This window comes from Arthrobacter sp. YAF34 (assembly GCF_052113245.1).
In the GTDB taxonomy this organism is placed as follows: Bacteria; Actinomycetota; Actinomycetes; order Actinomycetales; family Micrococcaceae; genus Arthrobacter.
Map to the genome: position 1 here is coordinate 268,114 of NZ_JBFRCV010000003.1, position 11,505 is coordinate 279,618.

Genomic DNA, 11,505 nt, shown 5'->3' on the forward strand with positions numbered 1-11,505 from the left:
GAGGAGAAAGTCATGAGCGACGATCCCGTAGCAGCGGCCAGCTTGGCCGCGACCGACACGGACGCAACGTGGTATGCCCTTGCCCCGGCGGAGGCGGCGGCCGAACTGAGGGTGGATCCGACCATAGGCTTGAGCGCGGGCGAGGCGCAGCAGCGGCTGCAGGAGTACGGCCCGAACGCCCTGGCCGCAGCTAAGCAGGAGCCGGTCTGGAAACGGTTCTTCAAGCACTACTGGGACTACATGCAGATCGTGCTCGTGGTCGCCGCCTTCGTCAGCCTGTTGATCGCCGAATACGGGACCGCGATCGGGCTTGCCGTGCTGACGCTGTTTAACGCCTGGCTGGGATACCACCAGGAGGGCAAGGCCGAGGAAGCCGCCGCTTCCTTGGGGCAGATGATGAAGGCGATGGCCAAGGTGCGCCGTGACGGCGTCATGACCGAGCTCGCCGCAGAGGACATCGTGCCCGGGGACATCGTGGTGGTCGACGCCGGTGACCGTGTCCCCGCCGACGGCCGGGTGATCCTGGCCGCGACGCTCCAGATCGAGGAGGGCGCCCTGACCGGCGAGAGCGTCGCCGTCGAGAAGGACACCGCCGCCATCAGCCGGCACGACGTCGGCATCGGCGACCGCGTGAACATGGCGTTCATGAACACGAATGTCACCCGGGGGCACGGCGAGATCCTCGTTACCACCACAGGCATGGGGTCCGAGGTGGGCCACATCGCCAACATGCTGTCCCAACAAAAAGTGGAAAAGACCCCCCTCACGAAGCAGGTTGACCGGCTCACCATCTTCATCATCATCGCGGCCCTCTTCGCCTTCATCGCGATCGTGGTGATGGGCCTGGCCCAGGGCGAATCCTTCGCGGTGCTCTTCGGGATCGGCGTGGCGCTGGCGGTGGGCTCCATCCCGGACGCGCTGCCGGCCGTCGTCACCACAATCCTGTCCGTCGGCTCGGTCAACATGGCCAAGAAGAACGCCATCATGAAGGTCCTGCCCGCAGTTGAAACGCTGGGCTCCACGTCGGCCATCAACTCCGACAAGACCGGCACCCTGACCCTGAACCAGATGACGGTGCGGGAGATCGTGACCGTGCAGCACCACTACACCGTGAGCGGGGAGGGGTACAGCTTCGAAGGCCAGGTCCAACGGACTACCGGCGACGCCGAACGCGACCTCGACTACGTGATGTTCCCGTGCGCGCTGTGCAACGACTCGGACATCCAGGACGGCGAAGTCGTCGGGGACCCCACGGAGGCGGCCTTGTACGTGCTGGCGCAAAAGGGCGGCGTGGACGTCACGGAATTCCGCAGGAACAACCCGCGGGTGGCGTCCGTACCCTTTGACTCCGACTACAAGTTCATGGCCACCTTCCACCGGATGCCGGGGGCCGATGGCCGCCCCGTGATCCGGGCCTACGTGAAAGGGGCGCCCGACGTCGTCCTGGACCGGTCCTCGTCCGGGCGGATGCCGGGCGGCCGCGCCGAACCCCTTACCGACGAAATGCGCGCCCAAGTGCTGGCCGCCAACGACCGCATCGCCAGCCAGGGCAGGCGGGTGCTCGCCCTGGCGCAGCGCGAGTTCGACCCCGCGACGTTCCAGCCCTCGGGCGACGTCATGGCGCTGATGCAGGACCTGGAGATTTCGGCGCTGATCGGCGAGGTGGACCCGCCGCGCGCCGAGGCGGTGGCCGCCATCGCCAAGGCCAAACACGCCGGCATCCGGGTTCGGATGATCACCGGCGACCACGCCGTCACCGCGGCGGCAATCGCCGACGAACTTGGCATCAGGGGACGTGCGGTGACCGGCGCCGAGTTCGCCGCGATGTCCGACACCGAGGCCGACAGCCAGGTGGACGGGATCGGCGTGATCGCCCGCGTGGCGCCCGAGCACAAGGTCAGGCTCGTCCAGGTGCTCAAGCGCAAGGGCCACGTCGTGGCGATGACCGGCGACGGCGTCAACGACGCTCCGGCAATTGCCGCGGCAGACATCGGGATCGCGATGGGCATTACGGGCACGGATGTTGCCAAGGGAGCGGCCAAGATGATCCTGGCCGATGACAACTTCGCCACCATCGTGACCGCCGTCGAACAGGGCAGGCTGGTCTATGACAACCTGCAGAAGTTCATCCGAATCCAGGTCGCCAACCTGTTCATGTTCATCCTGGCCTTCATCGGCTCGTCCGCGTTCGCGATCGCCGGCACGGCGCTGCTCAGCCCGGCGCAGGTTTTGTGGATCCACATGGCGATCGTCGCCCCCATCGGCGCGGTGATGGGCCTGGACCTGGCGACGCCGGGGATCATGGACCGCAAGCCGCGGCCGTTCAACCAGCCGATCATCGTCCGGTCCATGATGGTGCGGCTGTTCGTCGTCGGACTGTTCATGGCCGCCGCAACCCTGGTGCTCGTGCAGGTCGGCAAGACAAACTACGGCTCACTCGAGATTGGCCAAAGCATGGCCATTGTTGGTCTGGGGCTGATGAACATCGCCGTGGCCCTCAACCTGCGGTTCCCGGAGGAGAGCGCCTTCGGGCCCTCAACGGTGTCGAACCCGAAGCTGCTCTGGGCGTTCGCCTGGGCCGTCGTCGGCTCGATGCTGATCACCCAGATCCGCGTGCTGCAGGACCTGTTCGGAACCGTCCCGCTCACCGGCTCCCAGTGGGTGGCCTGCCTGGTGCCGGCCGTGCTGCTGCTGCTCCTCGGCGAGCTGTTCAAGTTCGTCCTGCGGGCCAGGCGTCCGAAGGAAGGATCCAAGGCCCTGGCGGCTCCCGTTCCTGCGTGAGGCAGCCTGCGGCCGGGGCCGGAACGCCATGTTCCGGCCCCGGCCGTCTGCTGCTTCGGGGTTCCGGTCTAGCGGACGAGGCCCTTGAGGACGTTCTTGGGGCGCTGCATTTCGCCGTGCTTGGCGCCGAGAACAATCACCCAGCCGGCAAACACGGGGATAGCCCACTGCAGGGCCTTCAGCTGCTGCTGCGCAGTCCGGAGCTCCTCCGAAGCGCCCGGCTTCGGCTCGGTGGCGCCCTTCGCTCCCTCGGCTGCCAGCTTTTCCACCTTGGCTCCCTGCAGGCCGGCGTAGAGGGTCACGGCCGCGCCGGCGACGGTGACGACGGACTTGTAGACGCTGAGGCGCGTGACGCCGTCCTGCTTGGCCATCCGGCCCTGGTTCTCCTTGATGATGGCGAGTCCGGAAAGGAAATGCGCACCGAACGCCGCCGCCTGGTACGGCGCCCACTTCTTCCAGCCCAGGCTCGACAGCCGGGTTCGTTCCGCCGGGTCCTTGGCTTCCGCCGCGGCACCGTTGAGCCCAATGGCACCCATCAGCGAGCCGCCGAACCAGGCGGCCGCCGTCAGGTCATGAATGGATCGGGCAACGAGATTTCCTGCCATGGTGAGCTTCCTATCGTCTGTCTTCGAATCCGAAATCGCGGCGGCAGCGAGGCTGCCACGTGGGCCAGGTCCGCGAGCGCGGACCTGCCCTGGCTATGGTAAGCATACTTACCACCAGCTTGATAGTCCCCACGGCCGCCGCGTCGGCCGGGGTAGAATCGGCATTCGGGGCAGGACGCCGATTCAACGGAGCAGATGAGGTTCAGCAGCACCGTCATGATCAATGAAAACTCCGAAATGGAAGCTGCCATAGGCGACGCCGCGGACGCAGCGGAGGCTGCGTCGGACAGCACCGTGCTCGACGTCGTCGCACGTTCGGGCTTCGCCGTTATGGCCCTGTTGCACGTGGTCATCGGGGCCATCGCCGTCGCCCTGGTCTTGGGCGCCCCCGGCCAGGCCGAACCCTCCGGTGCCATTGAGCAACTCGACGCCAACCCTTGGGGTACTGCCGTGATGTGGGCGTGCTGCATCGCCTGCGCGGGGCTCTCGCTCTGGCAACTGAGCGAAGCCACCCTGCGGGCCCGCCACCTGCCGCGTGGTGAGCGGCCGGGAAAACTCATTTCCTCCGGCTTCCTCGCGATTGCGTACGGCAGCGTCGGGCTGAGCTTCGCCGGCTTCGCCCTCGGCCAGCCCGGCGACTCGGGCGAGTCGACCCGGGACTTCAGCGCCACTGTCGTCCACGGCCCTTTCGGCATGCCTGCCCTGATCGGTCTCGGACTGACCGTCATGGGGATCGGCGTGTACTTCATCGTCAAGGGCCTCGGGAAGAAGTTCAAGGAGGAACTGCACCGTTTCGAGGGGACCCGCCGGGGCAGGCTGGTCAGCGCGCTCGGAGTCGCCGGGCACGTCGCGAAAGGGCTGGCGCTGATCCTGACCGGATTGTTGTTCGTGGTTGCCGCGGCAACCAACGATCCCGAATCCTCCACCGGCTTGGACGGCAGCCTCAAGGCGCTCCGGGACCAGCCCTTCGGCCCCTACCTGCTCCTGGCGATCGGGGCGGGTTTCATTGCCTATGGCGGCTTCGCCCTGCTGCGCGCCCGCTTCGGACGGATGTAGCCCGACGTCGCGGGTGCGGTTTCCTTGATGGCGGCCACCGGCGGGACTATCGTGGAGCTACCCTACGGGCCGGGCTGGGACGGCCACCGGCGGCAGGTCTCAACGAGGTATGCCATGAGCTATATCCCGGTCAGCAGACGCACCATCCGACGGCACCGTGAATCCGAACGGTCCACCCGGCGCCTCGTCGTCGCCCTGTCCGCCGCGGCCGCCGTGGCCTGGCTGCTGTCCGTCACCTTGTCCGCCGCAGTCCACGCCGACACCCTTGTCCACAACCTCGCCGTCGTGCTGCACGTGCTGTTCCTGGTGGTGGCCTTTGGCGCCATCATCCTGGTGGACTGGCACGGGCTCCTGTGGCTCGTCGGCAGACGCGACCTGAGCGAAATCCTCCGGCTTGACGGGGCGGCCACACCCCTGATCTGGGGCGGCCTGGCCGGAATGCTGGCCACGGGTGTGTTCTTGAACCCGCACCTGTCCAACCCGATGACAGACGTCAAGCTCGCGGCCGTCCTGGTGCTCAGTTTGAACGGGATCATGCTCATCCCGCTCATGCGGCGCCTGGCCCGGCTGCCATCCGAGGCCTCCTTCGAGGACCTGACCGCCGGGCAGCGGACCCACCTGGTGCTGTGCATGATCATCTCGCAGGCCTGCTGGTGGACGGCGATCATCATCGGCTTCATCAACGCGGAATCCTAACCACGACGCCGGGACCGTGCCCGCTCAGCGCAGTTCGACCACGCTGCCCTCCTGGTACAGCAGGGCCCGGAGCTCGGATTCGGCGGAATCCAGCCGTTTGGGGTCGATGGTCTCCCCGGCCGCGAAATGGTCCAGCAGACGGGGGTCCACGTAGCTCTTGCGGGTGATCGACGGCGTGTTTCCCAGCACCGCGGACGCGTCGACCATAGCCCGGCTCACCGCCCGCTTGCGGGCGGCAACCTTTGCCTGCGGCCCGCTCTTGGCCAGGCTGACGGCCGCCGCCACCGTTCCGCGCAGGGTCCGGAAGTCCTTGGCGGTGAAGTCCTCCCCCGTGCGCTCCTTGACGTACTCGTTGATGTCCGGACTGGACACGGGGTGCCAGCGCCTGCCTTCCTTGTAGGCCAGCAGCCGGGCGTTGCCGCCGCGCCGCTTGAGCTGGCGCACGACGGCGGCGAGATCGGCGTCGTCGATCCGGGATTCCCAGGCCTTGCCGCTCTTGGCGGGAAAACTGAGCCGGAGCTCGTCCTTGTGCACGCGGACGTGGGCGCACAGCAGCGTGGCCAGGCCGTGGCTGCCGTTCTCATTGGTGTAGCGCTCGGACCCCACCCGGAGCGAGCCGCTGTCCAGCATCCGGAACGCGGCCGCCAGCACCCGTTCCCGGGTGAGCCCCTCGGAGCGCAGGTCCATGGTCACGCGGCGGCGAGCGGCGGGGAGTGTCTCGGCGAGCTGGAGGGCACGATCGAACTTGAGCCGGTCCTTCTTCTCGCGCCAGCCCGGGTGGTAGATGTACTGCCGGCGGCCGACGGCGTCCAGACCGGTCGCCTGGATGTGCCCGTTGTCGTACGGGGCAATCCAGACGTCCGTCCAGGCCGGCGGAATACCGATGTGCTCCAGCCGGTCCCGCACCGGACCGGGCGGCAGCGTGGACCCGTCCAGGTCCCGGTAGCTAAAGCCGGTCCCGGCCGCGACCCGGCGGTATCCGCGGCCGGACGCGTTGCTTTGTCGGAGCCTCATTGGGCCGCCCTGTATTGCCCGGCCCAGGGCGAAACGTGCTCATCCATGACCATAAGCCTACTGACTACCGCCCGTTTTCCACCCCCACCAAACAACGCGGGTCACTTCGCGCCCATAATCCTGTCCGGGATGGGCGCGAGGTGACCCCGCGTTGCTGTCTGAGGCTGGTGATTAGACCTCCGCCGCCACTCCGCCGCGGGAAATCTCCACCATCTCCTCGCGCGGGACCACCTTGATGCGCTCACGGGCGACGGCCACCCCGTGCGAGCCGCCGGCCGCCGTCGCGGTCTCGCCGAGGCCGCGTTCGTGGGCGTCGAGTGCCAGCCAGCCTTCCCAGCTGGTGTACTGGATGCCGCGGCGTTCCAGGAGTTCGACGATCGCCTCCGGGGCGGGTGCCGCGGCCGGGGGCAGGGTTGCCCGGTCCTCGAGCAGGTAGGTCACGGTTTCCAGGGCATCGCCCTTGGTGTGGCCGATCAGGCCCACCGGCCCGCGCTTGATCCAGCCGGTCGCGTAGATCCCGGGAACGTGGGTGCCGGCGGCGTCCAGGACACGGCCGCCGTCGTTCGGCACGACGCCCTTGCTGTGGTCGAACTCGACCTCCGGCAGCGCGGAGCCGAAGTAGCCGATGGCGCGGTACACGGCCTGGACCGGGTAGTCGACGAACTCGCCGGTGCCGCGGGCGTTGCCGGTGCCGTCCAGTTCGGTGCGTTCGAACTTGATTCCGGCGACGCGGCCGGGTGCCTCGGCGCCGTCGTACACCTCGACCGGGCTGTGCAGGAAGTGCAGGTGCAGCCGGCGGGAGGCCTTGAGCTCGGAGAGGTCCTCGGGCTGTTCGGCGATCCAGTTGGTGAGCGTGCCCACCATGGTCTTGGTCTGGTTGTTGCTCTGGATCTGCCGGTCGGATTCGGCGTCGAACTCGAAGTCCTCGGCGTAGAGGATGATGTCGACGTCCTTGGAGTGGGAGAGTTCGCGCAGCTCCAGCGGGGTGAACTTCACCTGGGCCGGGCCGCGGCGGCCGAACACGTGGACGTCGGTGACGGGCGAGGACTTCAGCCCGGCGTAGACGTTGTCCGGGATTTCGGAGACCAGGAGGTCGTCGGCGTGCTTGGAGAGCATGCGGGCCACGTCCAGGGCCACGTTGCCGTTGCCGATCACGGCGATTTCCTTGGCCTCCAGCGGCCAGTCGCGGGACACATCCGGGTGGCCGTCGTACCAGGAGACAAAGTCGGCCCCGCCGAAGGAGCCCTCAAGCTCGATGCCCGGGATGTTCAGGTCCGCGTCCTTGATGGCGCCGGTGGCGAAGATGACGGCGTCGTAATGCGTGCGGAGGTCATCGATGGACAGGTCCGTGCCGTAGTCCACGTTGCCGAAGAAACGGATGTCGCCGCGGTCCAGGACCTTGTGCAGGGCGTTGACGATGCCCTTGATGCGGGGGTGGTCGGGCGCCACACCGTAGCGGATCAGGCCGTAGGGTGCCGGGTAGCGGTCGAAGAGGTCGATGCTGACGGTAAGTTCGCCGCTCTTGACGGCCTCGCTCTTGGTCAGGATGTCCGCGGCGTAGACGCCGGCGGGGCCGGAGCCGACGACGGCGACGCGCAGCGGACGGGCGGCGGTTCCTACGGTGGTGCTAGTTGACACGGCTGTGTTCCTTTTTCTGTCACGGCCCAACTAACTCGCACTTACGGCCGTTTTGAGGGCTCAAAACGGCCCCTGCTGCGAGCTAGTTGGGTGGGGCTAGGGGGGTCAGTACGCGGGTCTCGGTGGTGCGGGATGTACGGGGTGCGTTCGGGGTGGTGGTGCTGTAGTCCGCGGCCTTGAAGTGCGACGGCGCGAACGGGCTGACGCGGACGACGTCGCCGATCACGATCACGGCCGGATTCGCAACACCTGCGGCCTCGGCCTGGTCCGCGATGGTCCCGAGCGTCCCGATGGTCACCCGCTGGTCCGGCAGGTATCCATTCTCTACGATGCCAACCGGCGTGTCTGCTGGCAAACCGGCGTGCGCCAGGGAGGCCGCGGATTCGCGGAGCTGACCCACTCCCATGAGCAGGATCACGGTGTGGTCGGCGCGGGCCGGGACCTCGGAGAGCTCCTCGTGGCCCGTGACCACGCTGAAGCCCTTGGCCAGCCCACGGTGGGTAACGGGAATGCCGGCCGCGGCCGGGACGGAAATCGCGGAGGTGACGCCGGGGACCACTTCAACGTCGACGCCGTTCTGCCGGCAGAATTCGGCCTCCTCGCCGCCGCGGCCCAGGACGTACGGGTCACCGCCCTTGAGCCGGACCACGCGGCGGCCCTGGCGGGCCTCGTCCACCAGGATCCGGTTGATCTCGGACTGCGGGACCGGATGGTGGCCGGGGGTCTTGCCGACCTCGATCACGCGGACGTCGGGAGCCAGTTCGGCCAGGAGTTCGCGCGGGCCGAGGCGGTCCGCCACCACGACGTCGGCCTGGCCCAGCAGCCGGCGGCCGCGGACAGTGATGAGTCCGGCGTCGCCGGGTCCGCCGCCCACGAGGGCCACCGAGCCGGCAGTTGCGCCTGCGCCCGAAGCACGGTGCCGGCGCAGCGGCAGGTCGCCGGTTTCCAGGGCCGTGGCGACGGCGTCCCGCAGGGCCATGGCGCGGCGCGGGTCTCCCCCGGCGTTGACGGCGATCTTGACGTCCTCGACGACGGCGACGGCGGGCGTCCAGGCGGCGGAGGATTCGTGGTCGGAGGCGTTAACGCACCAGATGCGCTGCGCCTCGGCGTCGGCGGCCACCTGGGCGTCGACGGCGGCATCGCCCGTGGCGGTCTGGACGAACCAGACGGCGTCGACGTCGGATGCACGGTACGGGCGCGGCTCCCAGGTGAGGAGGCCGGCGTCGGCGAGGTCGGTCAGCGCCGGGCAGGCGGCGGGGGCCACGACGGAAACGCGGGCTCCGGCGTCGAGCAGTCCCTTGGCGCGCCGCGCGGCCACTGGGCCGCCGCCAACCACCAGCACGGAACGGCCGAGGAGGCGCAGCGCCGTGGGGTAAATGTCCTGAATTGCCATGCATCGACGATAGGGCGGCGTCACAGGGCGGAACAACGGTGCGGAAACACCAGTTCACGCAGGGTCATGCCGCGTCACATAGTTGGCGCGCCTATGGTTCAGGCGGGCAGCGGCCCGGGGGCACTTTGCCGGCCGGAGCAGGCATCGCGGGCCAGAATGACGGCGTGTCCGTTTCAATGTGCCCCCGCCCGCAGGAGCAGAGGCCCCGGCCTACTTCACGGCGATGAGCTCAATCGGCCGGATGTCCGGATCCTTGGCGAGCAGGGACGGGCCGTGCTGGCCGAGGGCGGCAGGAATGGCCCCGTTGAGGTGGGCCTGCCGATCCTCCTCGGTGTCAAAAGTGTCGAAAATGCCGAAGGTGTTCTCGTTGACCCGGAACGCGTACCAGGTCCTCGTGCCGGGCTCGGAGAGCACGATCTCGCGGCCCCCGTTGAGGAAGTCCCAAACTTCCTGTTCCTTCCCGGGCTTGGCCTCGACCAGTGCCAGCAAGCCAAATTTCGGTGCCACGGCTACCTCCTGAACAGTTGCGGGATGGGCCGGACGCCGGCCCTGTCGTGAGTCTAGGCGCGCGGTTTCGGCGGAACAAGAGTCCGCCGGCGGACAGCAAAAAGCCCGACGGCGGGCATCGCCGTCGGGCTTTCTTGTTCAGCCAGGGCCGGGGCGCTTAGCGGGTGCTGCCGGCGAGCAGGCCCCGGCGGCGGAGCAGCCGCTTTTCGATCGGGGCGAAGACGAGCAGTTCGATCAGGATGCCGACGGCCAGGATCAGCAGGATCGCGGACAACGCGATGGTCATGTCGGACAGGTCCCGGCCCTGGTTCAGCATGGAGCCCAAGCCGAAGCCGATCGTGCCGCCGACGGCGATGATTTCCGCTGCCATCAGCGAGCGCCAGGAGAACGCCCACCCCTGCTTGAGACCGCCGAGGTACCCCGGCAGGGCCGCCGGCAGGATGATCTGCAGGGCCAGCTGGAGCCGGGACGCCCCCAGGACCTTCCCGACGCTGCGGTACTGCGGCGGAATCTGGTCCACGCCGGAGATCAGGCCGTTGATGATCGAGGGGATGGCACCCATGAACACCACGAAATACACCGTGGCGTCGGTGAGGCCGAACCAGAGGATGGCCGCAGGCACCCAGGCCACGGACGGCAGCACCTGCAGCCCGGAGATGAGCGGCCCGAACGCGCGCCGCAGCGGCGCCACCTGCGCCAGCAGGAGCCCCACCGGAGTCGCGACGACCACGCTGATCAGGAAGCCCACGACGCCGCGCTGCAGCGACGTCCAGACGGCTTCCTGCAGCTTGTCCTCGCCCCAGAGGGTTCCGACTTGGCCGATGACATCCAGCGGGCCGGGCACGAGGTCGCGCCGCTTGAAGCCGAGGGACACGTACAACTGCCAGAGGATGACCAGCACCGCGAGCGCCGCGACCGGCAGCAGGATCCTGCTCCAGTCGATGCGGGACTTCCGGAGGGAGTCGGACTGCAGCGAATCGAGGCCCGCCTCAAGCTCGCGCAGGTCTTCCGTGCCGCTGGAGGAACGGGTCAGTGCGGCGTGGACCTTGCGGTTTTCGGGCGGGGCTTCCGCCACGGGGAGTTGGTTACTTGGCATGGCGGCGGATCTCCTCGCGTAGCCGGGCGGTGATGACGCCGGTGAGCTGCCCGGCCAGGGCGGCGTCGGTGCGGTGCTCTTCGCTGACGTGCCATTCCTGCACCACGCGGCCCGGCCGGGAAGAGAGCAGCAGCACACGCTGGCCAAGCCGCACGGCCTCGCAGACATTGTGGGTGACAAAGACGATCGTGCGGCCGGTCTCCTTCCAGATCCGCTCCAGCTCGTCGTGGAGGAGGTCGCGGGTGATCGCGTCCAGCGCCGCGAACGGCTCGTCCATCAGCAGCAGCTGCCGGTCCTGGGCCAGGGAACGGGCCAGGGCCACCCGCTGGCGCATCCCGCCCGAGAGTTCGTGCGGCCGCTTGTCCCCTGCGCCGCCCAGGTGCACCAGGTCCAGCAACTCCCCCGCCCGGACCCGGCGGTCGGCCTTCCCGACGCCGCGCAGCTTCAGGGCCAGCTCGATGTTCTCCCGCGCCGTCAGCCAGGGAAAAAGTGCCGCGTCCTGGAACATGAAGGCGGCGCCGTCGCTGGGCACCTCCAGGGCGCCCGACGTCGGCGCTTCCAGTCCCGCCATGATGTTGAGCAGGGTGGACTTGCCGCAGCCGGACGCACCGAGCAGGGCGACGAACTCGCCCTGCCCGATGGTGGCGTTGACGTCGTCCAGTACCGGGGCGCCGGCGCCGAAACGCTTGCCCAGGTTTTCCAGTACGACTGGCATGGTC

Annotated in this window: 10 protein-coding genes; 3 read left to right on the top strand and 7 right to left on the bottom strand. The window is 68.4% G+C overall.

The genetic code is table 11. From position 1 onward, the window contains the following. The first annotated feature begins 12 nt into the window (after positions 1-12). Positions 13-2,781, top strand: coding sequence for a cation-translocating P-type ATPase (locus tag AB4Y72_RS05745; protein ID WP_441425179.1), 2,769 nt, complete (start codon positions 13-15; stop codon positions 2,779-2,781). Between the two features lie 68 nt (positions 2,782-2,849). On the opposite strand, the gene AB4Y72_RS05750 is transcribed toward AB4Y72_RS05745, so the two are convergent. Further along, positions 2,850-3,386, bottom strand: a complete 537-nt coding sequence (locus AB4Y72_RS05750; protein ID WP_441425180.1) for a hypothetical protein — start codon at positions 3,384-3,386, stop codon at positions 2,850-2,852. A gap of 237 nt (positions 3,387-3,623) precedes the next feature. Between AB4Y72_RS05750 and AB4Y72_RS05755 the strand changes: the two genes are divergently transcribed. Further along, complete coding sequence (locus AB4Y72_RS05755; RefSeq protein ID WP_441425181.1) at positions 3,624-4,442, top strand: DUF1206 domain-containing protein; 819 nt, start codon at positions 3,624-3,626, stop codon at positions 4,440-4,442. Positions 4,443-4,556: 114 nt separating this feature from the next. Then, on the top strand, positions 4,557-5,138 hold the full coding sequence (locus AB4Y72_RS05760) for a hypothetical protein (protein ID WP_441425182.1): 582 nt from the start codon (positions 4,557-4,559) through the stop codon (positions 5,136-5,138). A 24-nt stretch (positions 5,139-5,162) separates the two neighbouring features. Here AB4Y72_RS05760 and AB4Y72_RS05765 read toward each other — a convergent pair whose 3' ends face one another. The 6 genes from AB4Y72_RS05765 to AB4Y72_RS05790 form a co-directional block, all read right to left on the bottom strand. Then, positions 5,163-6,152 (bottom strand): DNA topoisomerase IB, encoded by a 990-nt coding sequence (locus AB4Y72_RS05765; RefSeq protein ID WP_441425183.1) that lies wholly within the window; start codon positions 6,150-6,152, stop codon positions 5,163-5,165. Between the two features lie 171 nt (positions 6,153-6,323). After that, entirely contained in the window at positions 6,324-7,790 is a 1,467-nt protein-coding gene (locus tag AB4Y72_RS05770; RefSeq protein WP_441425184.1) for an FAD-dependent oxidoreductase, read from the bottom strand. Positions 7,791-7,872: 82 nt separating this feature from the next. Next, positions 7,873-9,183, bottom strand: coding sequence for a uroporphyrinogen-III C-methyltransferase (cobA, locus tag AB4Y72_RS05775; RefSeq protein ID WP_441425185.1), 1,311 nt, complete (start codon positions 9,181-9,183; stop codon positions 7,873-7,875). Positions 9,184-9,393: 210 nt separating this feature from the next. Then, positions 9,394-9,690 (bottom strand): putative quinol monooxygenase, encoded by a 297-nt coding sequence (locus tag AB4Y72_RS05780; RefSeq protein WP_441425186.1) that lies wholly within the window; start codon positions 9,688-9,690, stop codon positions 9,394-9,396. Between the two features lie 157 nt (positions 9,691-9,847). After that, complete coding sequence (locus AB4Y72_RS05785) at positions 9,848-10,786, bottom strand: ABC transporter permease (RefSeq protein WP_441425187.1); 939 nt, start codon at positions 10,784-10,786, stop codon at positions 9,848-9,850. Continuing rightward, the gene (locus tag AB4Y72_RS05790; protein ID WP_441425188.1) at positions 10,776-11,501 is read right to left on the bottom strand and encodes an ABC transporter ATP-binding protein; all 726 of its coding nucleotides are present in this window, start codon (positions 11,499-11,501) and stop codon (positions 10,776-10,778) included. Before AB4Y72_RS05790 ends, AB4Y72_RS05785 begins: the two co-directional genes overlap by 11 nt. Positions 11,502-11,505: the final 4 nt, after the last annotated feature.